This window comes from Vallitalea guaymasensis, from assembly GCF_018141425.1.
Classification (GTDB): domain Bacteria; phylum Bacillota; class Clostridia; order Lachnospirales; family Vallitaleaceae; genus Vallitalea; species Vallitalea guaymasensis.
Map to the genome: position 1 here is coordinate 2,013,957 of NZ_CP058561.1, position 24,759 is coordinate 2,038,715.

The 24,759-nt window shown below is 31.6% G+C and carries 21 protein-coding genes; all 21 read right to left on the reverse strand.

Going from position 1 to position 24,759, the window contains the following annotated elements:
* Positions 1 to 5: 5 nt before the first annotated feature.
* Complete coding sequence (locus HYG85_RS09065; RefSeq protein WP_212693189.1) at positions 6 to 1,106, reverse strand: GerAB/ArcD/ProY family transporter; 1,101 nt, start codon at positions 1,104 to 1,106, stop codon at positions 6 to 8.
* Positions 1,087 to 2,664 carry a spore germination protein gene (locus HYG85_RS09070; protein WP_244971303.1) on the reverse strand — a complete coding sequence of 526 codons (1,578 nt, stop codon included), beginning with the start codon at positions 2,662 to 2,664 and terminating at the stop codon, positions 1,087 to 1,089. The genes HYG85_RS09065 and HYG85_RS09070 overlap by 20 nt, the downstream gene beginning before the upstream one ends.
* A 21-nt stretch (positions 2,665 to 2,685) precedes the next feature.
* Positions 2,686 to 2,892, reverse strand: a complete 207-nt coding sequence (locus HYG85_RS09075; protein WP_212693190.1) for a CLC_0170 family protein — start codon at positions 2,890 to 2,892, stop codon at positions 2,686 to 2,688.
* A gap of 135 nt (positions 2,893 to 3,027) precedes the next feature.
* The gene (locus HYG85_RS09080) at positions 3,028 to 3,705 is read right to left on the reverse strand and encodes a GntR family transcriptional regulator (RefSeq protein WP_113672644.1); all 678 of its coding nucleotides are present in this window, start codon (positions 3,703 to 3,705) and stop codon (positions 3,028 to 3,030) included.
* A gap of 35 nt (positions 3,706 to 3,740) precedes the next feature.
* Complete coding sequence (ispE, locus tag HYG85_RS09085) at positions 3,741 to 4,607, reverse strand: 4-(cytidine 5'-diphospho)-2-C-methyl-D-erythritol kinase (RefSeq protein WP_212693191.1); 867 nt, start codon at positions 4,605 to 4,607, stop codon at positions 3,741 to 3,743.
* 118 nt (positions 4,608 to 4,725) lie between these two features.
* Positions 4,726 to 6,303 carry a DUF3794 and LysM peptidoglycan-binding domain-containing protein gene (locus HYG85_RS09090; RefSeq protein ID WP_212693192.1) on the reverse strand — a complete coding sequence of 526 codons (1,578 nt, stop codon included), beginning with the start codon at positions 6,301 to 6,303 and terminating at the stop codon, positions 4,726 to 4,728.
* Positions 6,304 to 6,410: 107 nt separating this feature from the next.
* Positions 6,411 to 6,674, reverse strand: a complete 264-nt coding sequence (locus HYG85_RS09095; protein WP_242986416.1) for a Veg family protein — start codon at positions 6,672 to 6,674, stop codon at positions 6,411 to 6,413.
* A 135-nt stretch (positions 6,675 to 6,809) separates the two neighbouring features.
* Positions 6,810 to 7,295, reverse strand: coding sequence for a signal peptidase I (gene lepB, locus HYG85_RS09100; RefSeq protein WP_212693193.1), 486 nt, complete (start codon positions 7,293 to 7,295; stop codon positions 6,810 to 6,812).
* Between the two features lie 170 nt (positions 7,296 to 7,465).
* Complete coding sequence (locus HYG85_RS09105; protein ID WP_113672649.1) at positions 7,466 to 7,879, reverse strand: protease complex subunit PrcB family protein; 414 nt, start codon at positions 7,877 to 7,879, stop codon at positions 7,466 to 7,468.
* Positions 7,880 to 7,942: 63 nt separating this feature from the next.
* Positions 7,943 to 9,643, reverse strand: a complete 1,701-nt coding sequence (locus tag HYG85_RS09110; protein WP_276515028.1) for a phospho-sugar mutase — start codon at positions 9,641 to 9,643, stop codon at positions 7,943 to 7,945.
* A 36-nt stretch (positions 9,644 to 9,679) separates the two neighbouring features.
* Positions 9,680 to 11,107, reverse strand: a complete 1,428-nt coding sequence (locus HYG85_RS09115) for a PEGA domain-containing protein (protein ID WP_212693194.1) — start codon at positions 11,105 to 11,107, stop codon at positions 9,680 to 9,682.
* 66 nt (positions 11,108 to 11,173) lie between these two features.
* On the reverse strand, positions 11,174 to 12,877 hold the full coding sequence (locus HYG85_RS09120) for an O-antigen ligase family protein (protein ID WP_212693195.1): 1,704 nt from the start codon (positions 12,875 to 12,877) through the stop codon (positions 11,174 to 11,176).
* Between the two features lie 98 nt (positions 12,878 to 12,975).
* The gene (locus tag HYG85_RS09125) at positions 12,976 to 13,752 is read right to left on the reverse strand and encodes a response regulator transcription factor (protein WP_212693196.1); all 777 of its coding nucleotides are present in this window, start codon (positions 13,750 to 13,752) and stop codon (positions 12,976 to 12,978) included.
* 22 nt (positions 13,753 to 13,774) lie between these two features.
* Entirely contained in the window at positions 13,775 to 15,517 is a 1,743-nt protein-coding gene (locus tag HYG85_RS09130; protein WP_212693197.1) for a sensor histidine kinase, read from the reverse strand.
* 314 nt (positions 15,518 to 15,831) lie between these two features.
* Positions 15,832 to 16,572 (reverse strand): PHP domain-containing protein, encoded by a 741-nt coding sequence (locus HYG85_RS09135; RefSeq protein ID WP_212693198.1) that lies wholly within the window; start codon positions 16,570 to 16,572, stop codon positions 15,832 to 15,834.
* A 244-nt stretch (positions 16,573 to 16,816) separates the two neighbouring features.
* Positions 16,817 to 18,469: an ABC transporter permease gene (locus HYG85_RS09140; protein WP_212693199.1), complete on the reverse strand. Its 1,653-nt coding sequence runs from the start codon at positions 18,467 to 18,469 to the stop codon at positions 16,817 to 16,819.
* On the reverse strand, positions 18,469 to 19,548 hold the full coding sequence (locus HYG85_RS09145) for an ABC transporter ATP-binding protein (RefSeq protein WP_212693200.1): 1,080 nt from the start codon (positions 19,546 to 19,548) through the stop codon (positions 18,469 to 18,471). The genes HYG85_RS09140 and HYG85_RS09145 overlap by 1 nt, the downstream gene beginning before the upstream one ends.
* 139 nt (positions 19,549 to 19,687) lie before the next feature.
* On the reverse strand, positions 19,688 to 20,779 hold the full coding sequence (locus tag HYG85_RS09150) for an ABC transporter substrate-binding protein (RefSeq protein ID WP_113672658.1): 1,092 nt from the start codon (positions 20,777 to 20,779) through the stop codon (positions 19,688 to 19,690).
* 226 nt (positions 20,780 to 21,005) lie between these two features.
* Positions 21,006 to 22,172 (reverse strand): Ger(x)C family spore germination protein, encoded by a 1,167-nt coding sequence (locus HYG85_RS09155; protein WP_212693201.1) that lies wholly within the window; start codon positions 22,170 to 22,172, stop codon positions 21,006 to 21,008.
* Positions 22,159 to 23,241, reverse strand: coding sequence for a GerAB/ArcD/ProY family transporter (locus HYG85_RS09160; protein WP_212693202.1), 1,083 nt, complete (start codon positions 23,239 to 23,241; stop codon positions 22,159 to 22,161). The genes HYG85_RS09155 and HYG85_RS09160 overlap by 14 nt, the downstream gene beginning before the upstream one ends.
* Entirely contained in the window at positions 23,238 to 24,701 is a 1,464-nt protein-coding gene (locus HYG85_RS09165; RefSeq protein WP_212693203.1) for a spore germination protein, read from the reverse strand. The genes HYG85_RS09160 and HYG85_RS09165 overlap by 4 nt, the downstream gene beginning before the upstream one ends.
* Positions 24,702 to 24,759: the final 58 nt, after the last annotated feature.

Consider the following 24,759-nt stretch of genomic DNA (forward strand, 5'->3'; position numbering starts at 1 on the left):
ATATATTATTTGCTGGTTTTACCTAATCCTCTCATCTTAGCAACAACCAATAAGATCAATGGAATAGGCAGAAGGAATAATAAGCTAACATATCGTGTCATAATCTCTATCCATTTATAAGTCTCCACTATATTATCTGGTATAAGTGATATTAGATATATAATAGGTATTAGAGGCAAAATCAAGAAATTCTGTTCTTTCAAGTTAGCAATTTTTTTAATTAATAATCCTGAAAAGAATAAATAAGCGTTTATAAGCAAAAATACTGTCATTATCCAAAAACTTACCATTAGGGCATCTTGCCTTTGTATTAAAGCACCTGGCAGATGTATTGTCTGCATGATGGTCATTACAGGCCATATTTGTCTGGAAGTCTCTATAGGTCCAAAAGAGCCAATTGTCAAAATGCATATTAAAGCATTTAGTACACCAACAAAAGCTACACTTCGTAATGTCACCTTGGGTAATTTATCAGGATTTATTACATAAGGACTTGATAGCAACAATAACTCTATCCCTGAATAGGCAAAAGACATTATTAAGCTTCCATAGATGAATTTTTCTCCTGAAATTGAAAAAATAGGTGAAATATTATATAACTTGATATCTGGAACTGCGAAGAAAAATATAACTACCAAAGGAATCAATATAATAAATATTAACAGTTCTGCCATTCTAGCTCTTGCTTCATAACCTTTTCTTGTCAGATAGACTACAACCAAAAGCATAGCTATTACTATAATTTCTATCGGTGTATTTCTTAGTAATGCCTGTTTTACCAGTTCTCCAAAAACCCTTATTTCCAGCCCTGCCAAAATTATGAGTTTTAGACAGAATACAACTCCTATAATAATGGCGATTGGTTTATTGAATATCAGTTCTGTATATTCTACAATGTTCTTATCAGGAAACATTTTAACAAGAGAAGTTATAATGAAAACATACACAAGGGAAATGATAGCACCGCCTAGAACAATAAAATGACCATCGCCATCTGCTATTTCAGAAGCGATTCTAGGCAAAATTAAACTTGTATTACTGAACATGTTGAGAATAATCAGAATCTCAACTTGTCTCATTGATATTTTATTGTTTTGTGAAAACATTATTTTCTCCTTTTTCATCTATATCTAATCTTACTTTATTACTTCTTTTAGCAAATACCGGTCTTAGTTTATTAAGAAATATTGGCATCCTTATTAGAGAATCCTGAAGATCCTCATTATTGGTTTCTCTTGCAACATAAGGTGAAAGATAAGGTATATTTATACTCTTAAGTGATACAAGATGAGTCAATATTATTAAGATACCTAACCAAAAACCAAGGAAACCTAAGAAAGCCGATAATAATATAATTAGGTATTTTATTATCCTAAAGGCTGATGTAAGTGAATAACTGGGAATAGCAAATGAGGATATAGCTGTCAATGCCACGATAATTACTATAATAGGGCTTACTAGATTAGCTTCTACTACTGCCTGACCGACTATTAAACCTCCAACTATTCCAATAGTATTACCTATAGGTGCTGGAAGCCTCACTCCTGCCTCTCTCAAAAGTTCAAAAGCCAGTTCCATTATCAGCACTTCAATCAATGCAGGAAACGGCACGCCTTCCCTAGCAGCCGCAATGGAAAATGTTAACGATGTTGGTATCATGGCAGGATGGAAGGTAGTTAATGCCAGATAGAATCCTGGTATAGCAAAAGATAAAAATGCAGCACAATATCTTAGAAATCTCACAAAGCTCATCACATACCATCTTTGATAATAATCCTCTGATGATTGAAAAAAACAATTAAGGGTTGTAGGCAGCAAAAGAACAAAGGGTGTATTGTCTACAACTATAGCTACTCTTCCCTCCAATATTGCAGATGCCACTTTGTCCGGTCTCTGAGTTACTTGGGATTGAGGAAATGGAGAATACCAATTAGTTTCTATCAATTGTTCTAATGTACCACTTTCCAATACACTATCTATCTTAAAATAACTGAGTCTTTCTTCTATTTCTTGTAATACCTGAGGTCTTACAAGATCATCTAAATACATAAGAGCCACATCGGTTCTTGTTCTTGTTCCTAATTGTATCTGTTTAACTTTTAATTTACTATCTCTGATACGTCTTCTAATTAGTACTGTATTGATTCGAAATGCCTCTGTAAAGCCTTCCTTAGAGCCTCTTATTACATTCTCTGTATCTGGCTGTTGTACACCTCTGTTGGGAAATCCTTTTGTGGCTACTACTATTGCTTTTTCATAACCATCAATAAAAATTACAGTATCTCCCGATAGTACGGCTAATACTGCATCATCCATTATATTAATTTCTTTCAAATCTGCTGTTGCGAACCCACCATCTTTAATGAATGAGAACTTGTCTTCATCCGTTTCTGGAAGACTCTTTCCAACACCCCTTACTTGAACTAATAGTTGTTCAAGAACAGATTCTTCTATGACCCTTCTGTCGGTCATAACATCAATGTATGCAATATATGCCCATACATCTTTGTTTTTACCTATAGGGAATTTTCTTTTTACCAAATCACCACAATCAGTAAATAGTTCTTCAAAATTTCTTATATTGGTATCTATTAAATCTGAAAATGGAATTATGACCTTGTTGCTTCTTTCATCGTAATTTGACTTTGCTTTTTTTAATCTCACTATATTCACCTTACTCTATTTTTAAATAAATCTTCCTATTACAAAAAATGCTAATGCTGCTGATACATAAATAATTCCTAGAACAATACTAATAGTATGCTCTTTTTTCATTTTTTTTCTGTATAGTACTTTTCTATCCCATAATAGGAGTACTAGACCTGCAATTAGTAAAAGCACTATAAATTCCACAGAAAAAATATTACCTAATTTTTCTAAAATATTTGTCATTGTATTCCCTTCCTTTTTTTACATTTTTTGTATTTATAGATGTTTTTATTCAATATAAGTAAACTATTTTTTGGATAAAAAAAATAAGCTATTAGCTTTATAACCAATACCTCATCTTTTTTATTTTGAGACTTATTATTTATTTTTTTTATCAAATATCTCTATAACTGCTATTTCTTGATTAACTATATGCTGCATGGCTATCTTTCTAGCTTCGTCTACATCCCTGTTTTCTATTGATTTTACAATCAGGTCATGTTCTTTTACTAATATACCAAAATCAGCAACTTTTCTTATATATTCAACTCTATAACGATAGATTTGTTCTCTTAGGTTATTTATTATTTGTATCAACTTCTCGTTTTCAGTTGAATTGAAGATTATATCGTGGAATTCAACATCTTTCTTGATTATCTGCTCTATGTCATGTTCTTCACAGGCTGTTTGGAATTTGTGAGTTGTCCTTTTAAGATCAACCAAAGACTCCTCTGACATCTTTTCGCACGCTATCTTTACTGCTAGTTCTTCAAGTGCTGCTCTTACTTCCAATACATCTTTTATATCTTTATGAGTAATTTTTGCTACCTCTGCGCCTTTTCTAGGTATCATTACTACTAATCCTTCAAGTTCTAATTTTCTAATAGCTTCTCTAATTGGTGTTCTGCTGACTCCCATTCTCTCAGCAAGTTGTTTTTCCATCAGCCTCTCACCAGCAACAAGCTCTCCTTTTAGAATGGCCTCTCTTAACGTATTGAATACAACATCTCTTAGGGGCAGGTATTCATTAAGATTAACTTTCAATTTATCATCCATTACCTTGATACATCCTTTCTTTCATTAGAAAATTTTTAGCTATTGAATATTGTTGTGGTATACACGAATTTTGCTATATTGTTTACCTTCAACTTATGGGCTAGATTATAAGCTTTATGCTTGTCCTCTAATATACCAAAAACAGATGGTCCACTTCCAGTCATCAATGAACCTATAGCTCCATTTTCCATCATATAATCTTTTATTTCATTTATTACAGGATATTTTTTTATTGTGACTGTCTCCAAGATATTTCCCATGTTATTACAAATCTGATGTAAATCACCTTTATCAATGCCTTCTATAATCTTATCTGTGTCAGGTCTAACATCTATACTGCTTAAATCAAGATTGCCGTACACAAAACCAGTTGAAACATTAATACCAGGCTTTGCAATAACAACGTATGCGTCTGGAAAACGACCTAGAGATGTCAACTTTTCACCAATTCCTTCACTAAGAGCTGTTCCCCTAAGCAAGCAATAAGGAATGTCTGCGCCAAACATAGTACCTATCTCCATCATTTCATTCATGGACATGCGAAGATTAAAAAGTTTGTTCATGCCTACTAAAGTAGCTGCCGCATCACTGCTACCACCAGCAAGACCTGCTGCTACTGGTATGACTTTATATAAATCAACAAAAACTCCAGTTTTTATTTTATATTTTTCCTTTAGGTATTTTATAACTTTATATACTAGATTCCTTTCATCAACTGGTAGAAAGGACAAGTTGGTTTGAATCTTTATTTCATCTTTTCTTATCTTTTTTATATTTATTTTATCGTATAAGTTAATAGTCTGCATGATCATCTTTACATCATGGTAACCGTCTTCTCTTTTCCCTATTACATCAAGGGATATATTAATCTTGGCTCTAGCCTTAATATTAATTCTATACATAATGACCCTTTCAGCTTTTTAATCTTTTCCCAACTAGCTTGTACCTTGTATACTTAATATTATATACAATGTATATTTATAAATCAAGAAAAAGAGAAAAAAAGAACGCTAAGCGTTCTTAAATTTCAAGGCTATCAATGTTTTTGACTATTATTAATTTATCCCCTCTTTTTACATCCACTGTATCTAAATTATTAACAGCTTTTATGTCATCTACCTTAGTTGAATATGTTTTTGCTATATCCCATAATGATTCATTGTCTTTGACAATATATCCAACTACACTTGGAGTGTTTTGAAGTTTTTTCATATCTATTTCAGCTTCTGTCAACCCATTGATTATATCCAATTCTTGATTATCAAATACAATCGTATCTAGATTAACTCCGCATTTCACTTCAACTTCCTTTTCTCCTAACATACTACAGTTAATATAGCTTATAGATGGCCTTATAGACATTCTACTGTCGTTTCTGATACCTTCTGTATCTATAACCTGATTAAATGGTAAAACAGCGTTATAAACGTTAATAGGGTTATTATCATCTGCTGCTACATACAATATTTTACCAAATACAACGCCTTCAACTTCTACTTTATCTTCAAACACATCTACATTATCAATATTGACATCACCTGTTGCATAGTATATCTGCATGATATCAGGATCATTCGCATCCATTTCAATGGTTTCTTTTATTTTACACTGGCTTTGATTCTTGCAAAGCAATGTTTCATAGCTCACATTTTCTTTTTCCAACTCAATTTCTTTGGATAGGGAATAGACATCTGTAAGGATACTATTTTTTTCTTCAGAGTATACCTTGATATCCAACTGGGTCACTATATCTACAGAGAATACTCTCTCTTCTCCATCAAGGTCCGGTCTTATCTGAATCTTATCATCTACAATTTTTATATCAATATCATAATACATATCCTCGTTGACACCATTACATTCAATTACACCGTTAAAAGGCATCTCATGTTCAACGAATTCAAGATTGTTTTCCCCTGATTCTCCTAGATATAGAGTATCAAGTGCAACAATTCCCTTGATATTGATCTTATCATCCAATAGTCTAAATTCCTTGTTCTTAATAGTCCTATCATACCACAATATCTCCATGATATTTGGTTTACTGCTTGGAATGGCTAATTCATCTTTTATTTTATAAGTCTCTTTTTTGGATGTATGCATTTTACACATTGTAATGTCATCCCATCTGCTTTGGATATCCTGGGCACCACAAATGTCTGTAGGAACATACATTTCTTTTTTCTCATCAACCATAACCTTGACTTGTACGATTGACTTGACATTGATTTTTCTAGTGTTGATTGGTGTTATCTTCATCTCTTCTATGACATATTCTGTCTTAATACTATCGCTTTTGGATACATCATCAATATTAATGGTCTCCTCTATAGGAATAAGACTTATCATATTATGTACAGGCTTTGAATCATTAAGAGGTACATACAGCACCTTACAACCAAATTCACCTTTAACTAAAACTTTAGAATCATAAACATCAGTACCTGTAATGTTTACCACCGAATTGCTCTGCAAGATCTTATCAATGTCAGGCTTGATATCTGGCACATTAATATCTTCATCTATTGTCATCTGAAGAACTCGGCTACCTTTCGGTTTAATTAACGCTATATTTCTTTGCTCCAGTTCTAAACTCAAAAAAATCCCTCCTAAAACCTTTGTCTATATTATTATATTAAGGTTAGGAAGGATTTTATGACTATTTTTTAATTGTTAGATACAATACCTAAAAATTACCTGCAAATTTATTCCTGACATAACGATAATTCAACGTTATTAGTCAATATATCTGTATAACTATATGAAACAGTTCTATAAGTATTTTGTAGTTCGTTTTGGACTTTGACTACAAAAATGCTTGGATATGTGCTCTGTAATACACCCTGTTTAATGACAATTCTTTTTCGTCCCTTATTAGCTTTAACTAAAACTTTACTACCGACATAACCGTCTACGCGTTTTCTTACCTCGGTAATATCTTCTTTTGCAATCATTTTTAACCACCTCATCTTTAACAACTACTACTAGTATATCATAATACTATAAGCAGGTCAATAAATTTTTAAATTATATCAAATTACACCATAAATGTCAATAGAATTAAGAGACTTTTTTACTATTTTATGGTTTTTTTATTTGGGAAGCTACAACTTTATTATAACTTTTCCCTTAATTTTGCTCTTGTTAAAACATCCTAGAATGCGACTATCCTTACTTAAACTTCTATTATCTCCCAGAAAAAATACATTTCCTTTGGGTACATATAGGTCTATATTTCCTATGGTGGTTCCTTTTACATAATTTTCTTCTAGAATTTGGCCATTTCTTATAACTTTATTATCTATTATCTGAATATGATCTCCTTCAAGTCCAATAATTCTCTTGACTATCCTATTGACTTTTCCATTCTCTTCATAACAAAGTATAATTAGATCGCCTTTCTTATATTCTGTTATTAGTGTAATGGCTTTAGATACTAATATATAGTCGTTATCATATAAAGTGTTCTCCATAGATCTGCCTTTTACTTTCATAGGCCAAATTATTAAAGAAATAACACCTACAATCACTATTGAATATATTAATGCTGTAATCCATTCTCTAACTATTAGTTTATCCAATTTCTTCATTTTTATACGACCCCTAGAATTTTTATTCACTGTATTACTATTCTATTATTAATCACCTCTAATGGTTCTTTAGTATTTAAAAGTATTTTACTGAAAACGAAAGTCGTTATTACTAATTATTGGTAGCTTTACAATATTTTAGGGGAAAAGTTATCTTTTCCCCTTCATTTCTACTTATAGTAAACTGGTAATGACAAGTCTTCTGTTTTTACTACTACATATGGATACGATAAGCTCATAGTGACTGTATCATCTTTTGATGGTCCTAGCAACTCAGTCAAGATTACAACATAATCCTTGGATTCGTATACTTCTTTTACTTGTATACTATATCCACCTGTTGGCTGTTCTCCATATCCAACAACTATGTATAAATACTGCCCATCACTGAAACTAAACTTGAATGGTTCCATCTTGGACTCTTCTATCTTTTGTTTTATGACATCTGGTACATCTTTATCTTCTACAACTGTGAATTCAAGATCTCTTATTTTATCTTCATCTTCCTGTTCTTCAGCCTTGTTACCACATGCTGTAAATGCAAACACTATAAGTAAACACAAAATAAAAATAATTTTTTTCATGCTTTCACCATAAAATTTCTATTTATATTATTTTATTGTTTCCTTGTTGAAATTATACCCTAATTATTGAATAATATCGTTAATAATTTTCATTACTCCTTTAGAGAATTCTTTTAAGTGTTTGTCTGCTTCATCATTACTTGAATCTTTTATACCAAAATAGAATTTGATTTTTGGTTCTGTTCCTGATGGTCTTACGCAGAACCATGATCCATCTTCTAAAGTATAGTATAGTACATTGGATTTTGGCAGATCTGTATCTTCCAAGTAATCTACTGCTTCTATTACTTTGATACCATTAATGTCCTTAGGAGGCTCATTCCTTAGTGTACTTAATATATGTTTTATTTTGTTAACTCCTTCAATACCTTTCAAAGTTACAGATTCAAGTGTTTCTTTGTAGTAACCGTATTTTTCATATACTTCTATTAATGCATCATAAAGAGTTAATCCTTTTAATTTGTAGTATGCTCCCAGTTCACAAACCGTCATTGTTGCTACAACAGCATCTTTATCTCTAGCATGTGTACCAATTAAGCAACCATAACTTTCTTCAAAACCGAATAGATATTCATAGGTATCTTCTTCCTTGAATTCTTTAATTTTTTCACCAATATATTTGAATCCTGTTAGAACCTTGAATAGTTTTACATTATAGCTATCTGCTATTACACTTGCCATATCAGTTGACACAATGGTTTCAATGACAGCACCATTCTCAGGTAGTTTATTATTTGCTTTTTTCTGGGATAATATATAGTCCAGTAATAAAACACCTATCATATTTCCAGTTAGAGCAATATAATCATCATCTTTTTTAACCAGTACACCTAATCTATCTGCATCTGGGTCTGTGGCTAATATAACATCTGCATTTTTCTCTTTTCCCAGCTTAATTGCAAGTTTGAAGGCTTTTATATCTTCTGGATTAGGATAGCTTACTGTTGAGAAATTACTGTCAGGTAATTCTTGTTCTCCTACAACATTGACATTTTTGAAACCTATCTCGTCTAAAATTCTTCTTACAGGTATATTTCCAGTTCCATGAAGAGGAGTATATACTATAGAAAAATCTTCAGAAGCCTTTTTGATTGCATCAGGATTAATAATTTGTTTTTTTAGTTCTTCAATATACCTATCGTCAATTTCTTTTCCAATGACATTATATAATCCTTCTTTTGAAGCAGTTTCTTTATCCATTGATTTTACATCTTTGTAATCCGTAACTTTCTTTACTTCACCTATTATTTCAACATCTTTTGGAGATGTAATCTGAGCTCCATCTTCCCAATATACTTTGTAACCATTGTATTCTGCAGGATTATGACTTGCAGTTACAACAATTCCTGCTATAGCTCCTAGCTCTCTAACTGCAAAAGATAATTCTGGTGTTGGTCTAAGACTTTCAAAAACATAAGCTTTTATACCATTAGCATTCAATACAAGGGCTGCTTCATCTGCAAATTCAGGAGACATATACCTAGAGTCATAAGCTATGACAACTCCTTTATCAATTGCTTCCTGTCCATTTATCTTAATATAATTAGCTAAACCTTGAGTTGCTTTTCTGACAGTATAGATATTCATTCTATTATTACCAGCACCTATGATGCCTCTAAGTCCACCTGTACCGAATTCCAGCTCTTTATAGAATCTTTCTTGAATCTCCATATCATTGTCTTTGATCTCTCTCAATTCTTTTTTTGTTTCTTCATCAAAATAGTCGTTGTCCAGCCACATATTATACTCTTTTAAATAATCCACAAGTCTACCTCCAAATTTATTATATATTATTTGAATCTAATCATCATATACATCATTAGAAGATGGCGTATCTTTATCTTCTTCATTAGATCCATTATTATTTAATTCATTATTATTACCATTATTTATATTAGTATCAGTATTGTTGTCAGGTGTAGTAGTTCCATTATTTGGGTCATTAATTAAATCCTTATCAATTTTACTCAACTTAGGTAAAGTATAGTAAGCGTCTTCACCATTATCTTCAATAACTAACTGATGCATTGTAGAATAATATCCATCTTTTCTAAGGGTTATTGTATGTTCACCTGGATTTATTGGCGTAGTAATTGGTATTTCACCAATATAATTACCATCTATATATATATCTACTCCTACAGGACTATCTACATGAATATAAGTTGGTTTTTTCTCCAAGTTTATTTCAAAAGTTGTAAATGATTTATTCACGACAAGTTCTTTTTCCCAATCAACATAGTTATCTTTCACGACTTTTACGGTATAATTACCATAGTCTAGAGGAATTGGCTCTGAAAAATCACTGTAGACTTCACCATTAATGGAAAATGAAACTCCTTCTTGTGTTACACTGAATTGAACCATACCTTTTTTTGGAGTAGCATCTTTTACGTTAACAACAACTTTCTGGTCTTTATCCACCATAACTTCTGTTTCATAAGTAGCTTGGTCATTGGTAACAATAATATCATGTACACCTACAGGTACAGGTACTAGGGTAACATCTTTTATATCCACTGTTTTATTGGTACCAATCTGTAATGTTCCTCCTATGAAATTACTATGGTTCTTAAGTTGAATATATCCATGTCCGTTTTCCATGATTATAGTCCAAACAATATCTTTGTATCCTAATAAGGTAACTTCATCTTCTTCAGTTAAATCGTTAATATCAAATGGATTTCCATTGAAAATTGTCACCAATTCTCCTGTATAGTTATATTTGTCATTACCTATTGTAATAGTACTTTTTTCTTTATCCACAACTGCACCATTGATTTTATTTCTTTTCCACGTTTTTGCAGTCTTGTGAACATATTCTGGTCTCATTTTGTCTTTGTCGTATTTTGTTTCTATCATATCCCCTTTATTGAATTGAACAAGTGTCATTAATGATCCGTATTCATCTTGGATATCAACAGCACTATCCATGTTCAATGTGGCAGATTCGTTACTATCAATATTAAATATTGTCAATGTATCATTTACTGTATCAACTTTTTGTACAACCCCTAATGCTCTTTCATATTCAATATCCCTGCCAACGTCATTATTGTCTACAGGTATTTCAGTTTCCTGGTCAACTTTATTGTTGGTGTTCTTCTTTTTACCACCACCGAATACCATAGCAAATACAACTATAAGAATAACTGCAAGTCCTAAAACACCGATAATAGTCATTTTACTGATAATATCCATTTTCTTTTTCTTCTTATCATTATTCATAATTCCACCTCGTATTCAAATTATATTATTAACATGAACCAAAGGGTTTAATCAACCTCTGACATGTTAATCCTGTATAATTTTGTCATATAGTTTTTCTGCTTCTACATTATTGCCTATTAGCTTTTTTGACATATATAGTCTAGGTATATGTTTAACATTATAATCAGTAAGCCTTTCTTTTGCAAGTTTATTAAGATGATAAGGAATTTCAAAAATCAGTTTCAGTCTGTTAAGAGCCTCTCTTTCTCTATCATTCTTTATACTGTCCCTCACCATATCTAATAATATACTACTATATTTTTCTAGATTTTTGATGCTCAGAGGATTAAGGTCAACTATCTTTTTTGCAGATTCATAGGCTTTTTCTAATTCATAGTTCTCATAATCTATATCTCTTTTAATGATGTATCCGTTTATTGAATAGGGATTCTGACTAATTATTTCATCAGCTAGTTTATACGCCTTTATTGGATCTGTATCTCTATATTCACTAGCTAGATTAATCTTAGCTTCTGTATTATATGGATATAACCTTAAGGAATCCTCGTAATCTCCTATATAAGCCAAATAGGAGTTTAACGCCATATAGATATAATTGATTAGTAAGACACTGGTAATGATAAATGTACCTAACGTTTTGATCCCTGTAATATTTGTTTCTTTTATTTTTGCCTCATCTACAAAAACTATGATTAATATCAAAAATCCAATAACCAAAAACTGCCAGTCAAAATCAATGGCACCATGTCCAAATATGATGAATATAATTAGTTTATCATAGAATGTTAATCTCTTACTTAATGTATTATAGACAAAGTATATACCCATTAGGGCAAAACCTACTATACCAATATCCATAACGACCTGTAACACATTACTATGTATATATTTTACATAATAAGTGGCTCCTGTCTGATATTTTCTTTGTATATAAAAATAACCTAAGTGTCCACTCCCAAAGGGATAATCCTTCATTATTGATATACTGTCCTTGTAATACAACAGTCTTGTGAGCCATTCGCTAGTTTGAGTAGATGTCTCTTCAATTCTATCAAACATATGGGTAAAATCACCGAATGTCATGATTATATACCATACTGCTGTTCCTAATAATACAGCTGGTATCAAATATTTAATCTTTTTCCTATCATAGATAATAATAATCAGTAATGTACCAATTGCTATTATATACATGCTTCTGCTAAAAGTTAATAAGAGTGCAGCCCACATAATTATTATGCCTATTATATGATAGGCTTTTAGTTTTTCCCTGTTAACTACCAGTATGGTACATACCAAGATAAAAAGAGCAAAAGTATTTGGATATTGAAAAAAAGAACCTAATCTTCCTTTCTGTATCAACTCTTCTCCTAAACAAGGTATGAAAAAAGCTGTTAGACTTATAGCTGACATTATTATTCCACAAAAAGAAAGGGCATCTGTAAAAGCCTTTCTATCCATATTGGTCTGCATGATAACCAAATAGAACAAATATACGACCAATACTTTTAAGAACCCCATATAAGCCATACCTTTATCAACAGCATGGAAAATAGATACTAAATATAATAATATACCTATTAAAATTAGTAAGTGATTAAGACTTCGTTCCAATCGCAATTTTCTATTAATAATAATGTAATACATAAGAATCATTAATAGAATGGCTCCAGCAAGATATGCCCCATGATAAAAATATGCTCCTTGTAGAAAAGGACATATCATTACAAATCCCATCAATATTATGTTAATCTGTTTCTTACCCATATTTTTCTTTCCTTAACCCAAGTATAGACATTCATATTATCTTTTCGTTTATATTTTATAGTTTATCAAGGTAATTAACAAGGGTTTTTATAAAATTTCTATAATTGCTCTTTTAACTGAGTAGGTGTTATACCAACATATTTTTTGAATATTGAACTAAAATATCTTGAGTCATTGAATCCTACTAATTCCGCAACTTGATATATCTTGATATTTTCCTCTTGTAATAATTGGATTGCTTTTTTGCATCTATATCTCGTCAAATAGTCAACGAATGTATATCCCGTCTCTTTTTTGAACAATCTGCTGAGATAACTTTCTGTAATATATAATTTCTCTGCTACATCCTTTATATTGACGTCGTTGTAATAATCATTTTCTATGCATTTTATAGCTTTCACCACATATTTTATCTTACCTTCTACTTTGCTGGTTTTATCGTATTCACGAAAATCTAGTACAGTTTCTAATTCTTCAACATCCTGCTCATAAACTTCTTTCTTGTTTTCTATGGAATTGACTATTTTCGTTAGTGCATTGAATAATTCACCATCTTCAACTGGTTTCAGCAGATATTCTTTTACACCTAAAGAGATGGCTTGTTGGGCATACTTGAATTCATCATAGCCTGATATGATTATGTATTCAGCCTTAGTCTTATTCTGAAGTTCTTTTATCATTTTAATCCCATCCATTTTTGGCATTCGTACATCTGTAATTATAATATGTGGTTTTACCTTTGAGATGATTTCTATACCTTCCAGCCCATTAGAAGCTTCCCCTACAACTTTACAGCCTAATTCATCCCAAGGTGTAGTAACCACAAGTCCTTTCCTTGTTAACATTTCATCTTCCACAACTACAACTTTTACCATAAAAACCAACCTTTCAGATATATCAGTATTTATCTTTGTAATATGCTTTAATTGGTATTTTTATAATCACCTTTGTCCCTTTATCAGGTTTACTCTCAATAGTAACCCCGCTCAAACTTCCATAATACAATTTTACCCTTTGGTCAACATTGTACAACCCTATATGATCATCATTTGTCTTAGACAGAGCTTCTTCTATCTGTTCCTCATTCATACCTATACCATTATCCAATACCTCAAAATACAGATTATCCTCTTTTCTGTATCCTCTTATTATCAGCATACCTTTTTCATCTATATTCTCAAATCCATGAACTATGGCATTTTCTACTATTGGCTGTAGTATCAGCTTAGGTATATAGTATCCTAGAGTTTCATCATCTGTAGCTATATTGACGTCAAACCCATCATTATATCTTATCTTCTGTATTTCAAGATAATTGTTTATCAAATCCAAGTTGTCTTTTACTGTCAAGAATTCTTGTTCACAGTTGATACTATTCCTCAACAGACTTCCCAGTTGAGTTGCAATAACTCCTATTTCTTTTACATTATTGAGTTTTGCAATCCATTTTATAGCGTCAAGTGTATTATATAGAAAATGTGGTTTAATCTGTGCTTGAAGTATATTTATTTCTGCAATTCTTAATCTACGTTGTTTATCAATTGCATTATCTATAGATTCCTTTAATCTCACTACCATCTGGTTAAAACTGTTTTCAAGCATACCCAGCTCATCATTACGATGAAGGTTGATTTGGATTGTCAAGTCTCCTTCCTCAACTCTTTTCATACTTTTTACGAGTTTTTTAATAGGTCTAATCATATAGTTTGCCACTATGAGCGAGATAAGCACTGCAAGAGTTAGGCTTATTAATAAACTCTGTATAATCGTTTTCCGTATATTGCTGTTATTCTGTTGTACTATATTCAGTGGAACAGTGGCAACCGTTCTTAATGTGGAAGGTTCATATGTGTAATAGACCATAAAACTTGGTATTTTATTATTTTCTCTTATATTTATTTTGCCCTTATTATTTTTGGCTACTGTATCTCTATATGGTGAATCCCAAAAAAGTCCTTCTTTTTCAGGATGATTAGCGTCTGTAATAATATAATAGAATTCATCCAATAACATGACATCTATTAATTTACTGTTTCCTATAGTGTTTATAATATCTACTATGGCATTTCTCTTGATATCTATGATTATATAACCTACAGGGTTATTATTGTTGTCGTATATTTTTTTCCCCATGGAAAATACAATGGTTTCACCCATATTGTTAGTGAATTTTTCTGGATATAAAACTATTTCTTTGTCTTCATCCATCTTTCTGAAGACTCCCCAGCCATTTTGCAGATTATTTTTATACATCTGGGGTAGTGGGGATGTTTCAAATATTGCATTACCTTTTGTATCTAATATATATATTGGAAATTTATACTTTTTACTTGCTAACAATAAGTATATTTTTTGATTGATTTCGTAGTAGTAGTCGTCTGATATTTCATTCCCTGACAAAGTTTTATGAAGTTTAGAATCTGTGCTTATCATGTTAACGATGGTTTTATATTCATTAAGGAAGGTATCTATATTTTTATTGATGTTGATTAAGCTGTCGTAGGCTTCATCATATATTGCGTCTTGTAAAATTTTTGACGAGAAAGTGAATCCTAGAAGGGTTAGGACTAGGGGTGGTATGATACCGATTAGAATGAAGATGATTAATAGTTTGCGGAACAAAGTTCTTTTAGGTTTCATTTGACAAACCCTCTTTCTGTTGGAGGTAGTAAGTTTAATGAATAGGTATGGTAAATAAAATTCGTAGGTGATTTTGTTTTTGGCTAGAGGGTGTATAATAGTTGTATTTTACTTGCCTTACCCTGAGAAGCGGTCGGTCTGCGTAAAATACAACTATTATACACGGTTTATTGCCGAACATTACGTTTGGTGTGTAAAATTATATATGTGCTTGCTTATGTGTGGTTGTTAAATTTAAGTATAGTATTTAATAATAATTACTTTTATGATAGTTTAGTTTATTATGGTTGTGGTTTTTTATTTTTTTTATTGTATTATTTTATGGTATACATTTTTGTTTCGGGGATGTTGAGGTTGTTTATTGTTGATAGGGGGTATTTTAGGTTGCATATTTCGTTTTTTTTGTGGCAGTCGCTGCCTAGGGAAAAGAGAATGTTTTTCTTCAAGGCTTTTTTAAGGAAATTGGTGTTTGGTTCTTTCCAGAGACCGCTTATTTCTATTGCTACTTGGTGTTTTTCGCATAGAGTTAGTAGTTCTTCTTCCCATGTGTTGATGTAGTCGGTATCTATTAGTTGTTCGTAGAATGGTAGTACGGTACAATGTCCTAGGATATCGACTCTGGTTCTTTGGAAGGTTTTTGTTATGGTTTCAAGTATGCCTTCTAGTATGTATCTGGAATCGGTTGTTTTGTAGTCTTGTTTGTAGTTGTCTCTGTGTCCTGCTCTATATCCGAAATATTCGGCTAACCAAGTACGTTGGTTTATGGTATCGTTGTAAGTGTGTACACTTGATATTACGTAATCTAGTTTGCCTAGTATTTTATCGGACCATTTAGTGTAGTCTCCTATGTTGGCTTCTACGCCTTTGTAAACATTGTATTGTTCTAATTTGTCAAGGTACTCCTCTATAGCACTCTCGGTAGTCATTTTAGAGCAGAAAACATGATCAGAGATGCCAATCTTGTATCCTAATCCATCTGCTACTTGAAGTATTTCTTCAACAGTGGCATCTCCATCCGAAAAAAGGGTATGTGTATGTAAATCTATTACGTCCATAATCACTGTTCCTTTCAAATATATATCATTTTCAAGTTATCTCTTTAATAAATTAAATTCTTTTTATATTATATCTAATATATTTTAGCCACGCAATATAATTATGCATATCTCCATTATTTAGAAAAATAAACTCTAGCCAAGTGTAAATAATCCTTCGTTTTACGCAGACCGACCGCTTCTCAGGGTAAGGCAAGTAAAATGAAGGATTATTTACACGCACCATCCCACTATAATCTAATATCTACATAGTTATTCCTTTACCACCAGATATCTTATTGAATATCAAAATAGATACAATAGTAGTAACAGTCAATATAGAAGCTAACGCCGCCGCAGTACCAAAACTTGCTCTGACAACTTCTGTATAGATAGCAACTGAAATAGTAGCCGTTTTACCAGTATACAGGATAACACTGGAACTTAATTCATTTATAGTAGTAATCCAGCTAAGTATAGCTCCAGATAATACTCCAGGTGCCATTAACCTTGCAGTAGTCTTGAAGAAAGTCTTCATAGGCGAAACCCCTAGATTGATAGAAGCCTCTTCTATACTAGGATCTATCTGATATAATATAGCTGTACTTGACCTAATGGTATAAGGCAGTTTCCTGATAACATATGCAATTATCAAAATCCATGCTGTACCAGCTAGCATAACTGGTCCCTTGTTGAATGCTACGAGAAGACTGATACCAAGTACCGCTCCTGGAATAACATAAGGGAACATAATCAATATATCAAGCAAGCTGTTAACTTTTGATTTCTTTCTTACTATTAAATAAGATAATAGTAATCCTGCAATAACCATTATTATGATAGCTATTGTTGAATATAGGAATGTATTAGATATATTAGTGGATAATTTACTAATAATCATTTTATAACTATCAAGGCTGAAACCTTTTACAAAGATAGGTCCGTTAGTTTTGATAAATGAAGTTATGACAACTACAACTTGTTGTATCATAGCAATACCCGCTATAATTAAACAGAACGCTGTTAATCCTATTCTTTTGCCTTTTGTCAATTTTACAACTTTAGGTGGTCTAAGTGAACTCATCATATAGCTTTTTTTGGCAATTACTAGTTTCTGAACTAGTAAAATCGCTACAGCACAAATGATTATAATAACACTTAACATACTTGCTATTGTAGCATTACCGCCGATTTCACTCATATATTCTTCATATATCAGTACAGGCAATACTTTGTATCCTTCACCTATTAACATAGGTGTACCGAAATCAGCTAGAGATGTCATGAATACCATTAATGCTCCTGCTGTTATAGTAGGTAGTATTAGTGGAAAAGTAATAGTAAATAGTTTTTTGATTCCAGATACCCCTAAGTTTTCTGCTGCCTCTTCAATTGATGAGTCCATACTCTTGAGAGCTCCTGAAACAAAGAGATAAACATAAGGAAAGAACTTCAATGTGAATACTAATACTATACCTGTCCATCCATATATAGTTGGTAATTCTATTCCAATATTTCTAAAGATATTAGTCAAGAATCCATTTCTACCAAGTAATAATATCCAAGAATATGCCCCAATGAATGGTGGTGATAATAGGGATAGAATAATCATTATATTAATTAATGGCTTACCCCATACATTATAACGTGTTGTTATGTATGCCATTGGAAGACCTATTAATGTTGATAGAATAGTTGCTGTAATTACAACAGATAAACTATTGAAAAGTGTTTTATAATAATATGGGTATTTGAAAAATTCTAAGTAATTGGCAATTGTAAATCCACCTGTCTCTTGTGAAACAAAACTCTCTCTAAGCATTGAGAAGAAAGGATATATCAATACTACAGCTAATGTAGCGAATGCAACGATTCTTACTACATTCCAGAAATTAAAGAATTTCCTTATTCGTTTCATTATAGGAGTACCTCCTCGCCAGTGCTGTCATATATATGTATTCTGTCTGTGGATAATATCAAACTTACTTTATCACCAGATTTTCTTATATGGGATACATCTTTTGTGTATTCATTGACTTCAATAATCTGGTCATTGGTGAGTCTGATTTCATAATTAATGAAATCACCTAGAAAAGTACCGATGACGATTTCTCCATTCAACTCATCTTTTTTTGCATCTGCAATTATTATTTCTTCAGGTCTAGCACCAACAATGACTTCACCACTGTAATCGTTCTTCAATTTCATATTAATGACCTTGTTGTTGATATTGATTCTAGTACCATTGGAATCTTTTTCTATCACTTTACCTTTTAGATAATTGGAAGTACCTATGAAATCACCTATAAAAGTATTCTGTGGGTCTTTATATATTTCAACAGGTGTTCCTACTTGTTGAATTACTCCTAATTTCATAACTGCTATCCTATCAGAAATAGCTAATGCTTCTTCTTGGTCATGTGTAACGTATATTGTAGTTATTTTAAGGTCTTTTTGCAGTTTTCTTATTATGGTTCTCATCTGAACACGTAATTTCGCATCAAGATTACTAAGAGGTTCGTCCATCAATAATACATCTGGATGAATGACAATAGCTCTTGCCAGTGCGATTCTTTGCTGTTGTCCACCACTTAATTGTGATGGCTGTCTATCTTTGAATTGTGCCATTTGTACCATTTCCAAGGCTTCCATGACTCTTTTGTTAATTTCGTCTTTATGTATCTTTCTAGCTTTTAGACCATATGCAACATTGTTGAAAACAGACATATGTGGAAATATTGCATAGTTCTGAAAAACCATTCCTATGTTTCTCTTATGAGCTGGAATATCATTTATTATTTTGTCTCCAAAGGAGATATGTCCCCCATCTATACTATTGAAACCTGCAATCATTCTAAGTAGTGTTGTTTTTCCACAACCTGATGGACCAAGTAGTGTAAATAGCTCGCCTTCCTTAATAGTTAGATTAGCATTATTTACTGCTTTGTAGTCACCATATATTTTTACGGCATTTTTTATGACAACTTGATGACTCATATTTGTTTCCTCCCAATATTCTTTTTTAGTATTTTTGTTTAGTATGATTAATCCACAAAAAGTAATTTGTACCTTCTTGCTTTTTGTGGATTAATATTAGCATAACTATGATATTTTTATTTTAACAGTGCAATCTATATTAATATTTTCCTATTACGATATCTTTCCATTGCTTGATGATGTTTTCTTTGTTTTCTGATACCCATTCCAAATTATAATCTACTAATTTCATATCTGACATCTTCATTAAGTTATCAGCAGTCTTTACGTCGTCACGAACTGGACGTGATGCAAAATTGTCTAATATGAATTGTTGAGTCTTAGCAGTAAGAACAAAATCCATGAATTTCTTTGCATTAGCTTCGTTCTTAGCTCCTTTTATGATGGCAATACCATCTGGAACTGATGATGTACCTTCGCTTGGATATACAATTCCTACTTCTGCTCCAGCATTTACATATTCCATAGCTGTTTTTTCAAGAGTCAATCCAACAGCATACTCTCCGTCAGCAACACCTTTGTATACTCCTGATGAACCAGAGATTAGTTTTCCATCTAGATTAGTATAAAAATCTTTGATGAATTTCCATCCTTCATCTCCTTCGTTCTTATATGCAGTTAACATTGTTGCTAAAATTGTAAATGATGAACCAGATCTTGTTGGATCCGCATATGCTATCTTACCTTTGTATTTTTCATCTAATAAATCACCCCATGAAGCTGGTACATCTTCAGGCTTAACTAGCTTTTTATTGTACATGATAACCATTGGTAATGGGCTTGTACCAGTCCATGCATTTTCTCTATCAATAAAAGCAGCATCTATCATTTTGGCTTCTTCACTTTCATATGGTTCAAAATATTGTTTGAAGGCATTTAGTGATTCTGCTCCTCCACCCCACATAACATCTCCAAGTGCATTATTCTGCTCTGATTCGATTCTCTTTAATAATTCACCAGTACCTGCTGCAACAACTTCTACTTTGATTCCTGTTGTTTCTTGGAATTCCTTTACAATAGGATTAATCATATCTGCTTTATGAGGGCTATATACTACTAAACTATCAGTTTCTTTTTCTTGTTTTTCATTTTCATCACTTGCTTTATTATCCTCAGTTGATTCTTTCACATTACTAGTATCTTTGTTGGTATCTTTCTCCTTATCTCCACAAGCTACTAAAGTGCTAACTCCTAATGCTAGAACCAATATTAATGTAATGATTTTTTTCATAATAATATGTCCTCCTTCATTTTATTAGATGAAATATACTCATATATAAGTTTATATATATAATATAAAGATTCTACAATTTCTACAATCCATTATTATGAACTTTTGTTTAAAATCATGAACATTTTTAGAGATTACACTATTATCAAGCTATCAATCTTATATTTTATGTTAATAAAACCAATAATCCAAGTTGTTATTTGTTTGTTTTGTATATAATATTGATTTAGTTTTTGCTGTTTCTTCCTACTGATTCTATTGTAAAATTGACCTTTACATCAATTAACGCATTCTCAAAATATTCATTGCTGCTACATTTATTATGTCTTCCATATTTTGCTACTGCATAATGAGTAATGTCCAGAAAATCTTCCCTGTATTCCTTTTGTACCTTTCTTACTTCTTCATTAAGCAATTTCTCTAATTTTCTTACAAAGGTTTCCTCTACCAAGTTTATTGTCTTCTTGTCCAAATCTTGGTCAATAAGTGTATTAATCAATAAAAAACCGGAGATATCAATTTTTATATCATATTTTAGCTGTTCTCCTATCTTTGATACCTCTACTTTTCTTGTAGTCTTTCCATTGAAATCCAAGTATTTAATGTACTTATTTGATAATATACTGGAATACTCATCAAATTTCTCAACATCAAAAAAATCTATATCCTCTTTGGCAGATAAATGCAAATACCCATGTGCATCATTATTCCTTAAAAGATTAAGTAATTTTGTTTCTCTCATATCTAGTTTATACAACATCTTATCATCACTAAATAATGCTAATCCTGTTATTTGTGGCTTATCCTCAATTAGTTCCATATATGGAAGACATACTTTTCTGCCCTCTTGATAATACATACGTATGATATTATCAACAGTAATGTCTTTGGTAAAGAAATTAGAAAGATGGGAAAATCTTATTTCATTGTATAATACATCTGAATTAGTCTCATCAATTACGCTATCAACACTGAAATATTTCACACATTTTCCTTCGTTGACTGCTAGAAGGGCTTTCAATCCTGCATTTGGATCTCTCAATATACCATCAATTATATCTTCAATTCCAAATCTGGCTCTTTCCTCACTAATGATTCCCACTAACTCTGTACCTAAAGAGAATCTGGAAGGCATTTTTGTCATACGATTCTCAACCAAATCAAATATAGTATGTCCTCTGCCAATATATACTACAGACGATACTGTACCTTCACCTATTATTGGTACTTCTGCTGGGTCAACAAAAGTGACTTTATCATCTATATCAATATCATATCCTACTCCTAACAATACTCCCAGATCTTCTATGGGATATACATCATAGCAACCGCTTAACATGATGGACATGATTATTAATTCACTTATTATAATAATTTTTTTATATCTTTTCATTTTTTTTACTCCTATATCTTACTTGAACCAATATAGCTGTCATTATTCCAAAAACAAGAGAAAAGAGGATAAAATACTTTAAATAGAAATCAACAATATCCAATCTATTATGCTCAGATATCATAAAATAAGAGTAGACCAAGACTATACAACTTGATATCATTGCTGATGTTTTATCACTCAATCCAGAAAAGCTTGAAATACAATAAGAGACCATATAATTACAGCATACTATTGTTTTTAATACTATCAATCCCCAAAAGAAAATAAATATAGAAGTTAAATTAGAAAATATAGGAAATGATATTGTTCCTATCATATAGAATAAAGGAAAGTCAATACGTGATGCCAATTCCCAACCAAGATAATAAATAACCACGAAACTAACAAAAGTATATATGACTGTAGTAATAGTACAAGCAATTATTCCAGCTCTTAGTACATGTTTTCTATTAGATATCTTACTAATTATTATGAAACTTATCTCTACCAAAGAATACTGTGTCAGGTTTTCAAGCATACCTCTTGGTATTTCCTTTGGTGAGTGAAAAACAGGCTGAATATTAAGAATGGTTCCTTCAGGTATTAAAAACAATAATGGTAATATAAAAACTATTGTTAAGTAAAAATAGAATTCAGATATTCTACCCACTGTATTTAACCCTGACATTGTAATAACAGTTGATACCAGCAAACAAGGTATTATTATTCTGTAAGGAGATAAAAAGGAACTAATCGTCTGTGTTAAATTATTGGAAAATCCTGCTACTACACTTGACATGATTGTCAAAAAATACATAAGGAAAATAAGCAGAATTATAAAACCTATTAGTTTACCATAAACTTTTTTTAGTATTATCCAGAAATCATCATGATTGGCTTTTTTGTCAATAATATATGCTGTTATTACAATTATTAATGGATAAATCCCTGAAATGAGGGTAGTAATCCATGAATCCTGATGTGCCACAGCCGCTCCAGATGATCCTAAGAATCCAATCCCTATTCCTATCATAGTACCAACTATAATAAACATATATTGGTATCTGGTTATCGTATCTCTATTCAATTTCTCCTTTTCCTCCTTCTGAAGCTTTTAGGCACTCTACCTATATCTTTCAACCTTCCTCTGACTAAAGTATCCTGTAAGTCATTATATCTGACAGGAGCCAAAGGGGAAAAATACGGAACTCCTAGACTTTCAAGACTGATCAAGTGAGCTATTATGGCGAATAACCCTATCATAATGCCAAAGAGTCCTAATAGCTGAGCAAGTATCAATATAAAAAATCTACACAATCTTATGGTTAGACTCATCTCATAGTTAGGAATAAGAAAAGTACAAATTACTGTAACTGATATGACTACAAGAGTTGTAGGACTTACAAAACCTGAGTTGATTGCCGCTTGTCCCAAGATGATACCACCCACTATACTCAATGTTTGTCCTACCATTGATGGTAATCTAAGACCACCTTCTCTAAGAAACTCAATGACTATTTCCATTAGAAGTATTTCAATAAAAGGAGGTAAAGGGATGTCCTTTCTGGATTCAGAGATAATATAGATTAAATCCTGAGGTATAAGATCAATATTATAACTTATCAGCACAAGATATAGTGGCGAAGCTAATAATATTATAATTAATGCCAAAAGCCTTATGAAACGGTCGAAATTAGCTAAGACAATTTTATTGGAATAATCTTCAAAAGCCTGAAAGAATTCAATGAAAACTACAGGTAAAGTAACAGCATAGGAGCATCCATCAATAATGATTATTGCCTTGCCTTGGATTATATCAGAAACCGCTTTATCAGGTTTTTCAACCGTTTTATATTGTGGAAAAACACTATAAGGGTGTTTTTCCATATATTGCATCAACATTCCTGTATCAGGAATATAGTTTGCTTTTACTGATTTTAGTTTACTCTTCAATTTTGTTAGTATCTTATTGTCAATCACACCTTCTAGATATATTAAAGCACCTTCAATATTGTTTTCTTTGCCAAACACATATTTTTCTATTCTAAGATTATTGTTAATCAGTTTTTCTTGTATCATGGAAATGTTTATCTTTATGTTTTCAACGAAAGCACTTTTTGCTCCCCTGATATTTTCTTCAATCTTAGCATCTGATACTTTTCTGAAACTATCTTTGAAGGTATCACAAATGATAGCATTATCTTCATTATCAAATAATACTATCGTTTGACCTTTTTTTAAACGTTCGCATATATGCTTTACTTCCTTTGAAATCTCTGTTGAATTTATTGAAATATATCTTTTTGAAATATAATAGGCAAGAGATGATATATTTCCAAGTTTTGTATCAATCTTAAATAAAAGTGGTGCAATTATATGTTCCTCTATACAATCTTTATCAGTTATTCCATCTATATATATTATCAAGCAATTAACATTCCCTTTTAAAATTATATCTCTGCACCTTAGATGATAATTAGATGCCAGGAATGAATATATAAGATGTTTATTTTTTTTGAGATCAGTAGTCAGATTTTTGATCGTCATTAGTTTATCACCTAATTATTTTTTTGTGTACTACTGATTTATTCTTCCTTTTTATTCT

Bases quoted from the DNA above. Each gene is read 5' to 3' on its own strand.
- HYG85_RS09065 (WP_212693189.1), bottom strand. From the start codon at position 1,106: ATGTTTTCACAAAACAATAAAATATCAATGAGACAAGTTGAGATTCTG.
- HYG85_RS09075 (WP_212693190.1), bottom strand. From the start codon at position 2,892: ATGACAAATATTTTAGAAAAATTAGGTAATATTTTTTCTGTGGAATTT.
- HYG85_RS09080 (WP_113672644.1), bottom strand. From the start codon at position 3,705: ATGGATGATAAATTGAAAGTTAATCTTAATGAATACCTGCCCCTAAGA.
- ispE (WP_212693191.1), bottom strand. From the start codon at position 4,607: ATGTATAGAATTAATATTAAGGCTAGAGCCAAGATTAATATATCCCTT.
- HYG85_RS09095 (WP_242986416.1), bottom strand. From the start codon at position 6,674: ATGAGGTGGTTAAAAATGATTGCAAAAGAAGATATTACCGAGGTAAGA.
- lepB (WP_212693193.1), bottom strand. From the start codon at position 7,295: ATGAAGAAATTGGATAAACTAATAGTTAGAGAATGGATTACAGCATTA.
- HYG85_RS09105 (WP_113672649.1), bottom strand. From the start codon at position 7,879: ATGAAAAAAATTATTTTTATTTTGTGTTTACTTATAGTGTTTGCATTT.
- HYG85_RS09115 (WP_212693194.1), bottom strand. From the start codon at position 11,107: ATGAATAATGATAAGAAGAAAAAGAAAATGGATATTATCAGTAAAATG.
- HYG85_RS09120 (WP_212693195.1), bottom strand. From the start codon at position 12,877: ATGGGTAAGAAACAGATTAACATAATATTGATGGGATTTGTAATGATA.
- HYG85_RS09125 (WP_212693196.1), bottom strand. From the start codon at position 13,752: ATGGTAAAAGTTGTAGTTGTGGAAGATGAAATGTTAACAAGGAAAGGA.
- HYG85_RS09130 (WP_212693197.1), bottom strand. From the start codon at position 15,517: ATGAAACCTAAAAGAACTTTGTTCCGCAAACTATTAATCATCTTCATT.
- HYG85_RS09135 (WP_212693198.1), bottom strand. From the start codon at position 16,572: ATGGACGTAATAGATTTACATACACATACCCTTTTTTCGGATGGAGAT.
- HYG85_RS09140 (WP_212693199.1), bottom strand. From the start codon at position 18,469: ATGAAACGAATAAGGAAATTCTTTAATTTCTGGAATGTAGTAAGAATC.
- HYG85_RS09145 (WP_212693200.1), bottom strand. From the start codon at position 19,548: ATGAGTCATCAAGTTGTCATAAAAAATGCCGTAAAAATATATGGTGAC.
- HYG85_RS09150 (WP_113672658.1), bottom strand. From the start codon at position 20,779: ATGAAAAAAATCATTACATTAATATTGGTTCTAGCATTAGGAGTTAGC.
- HYG85_RS09155 (WP_212693201.1), bottom strand. From the start codon at position 22,172: ATGAAAAGATATAAAAAAATTATTATAATAAGTGAATTAATAATCATG.
- HYG85_RS09165 (WP_212693203.1), bottom strand. From the start codon at position 24,701: ATGACGATCAAAAATCTGACTACTGATCTCAAAAAAAATAAACATCTT.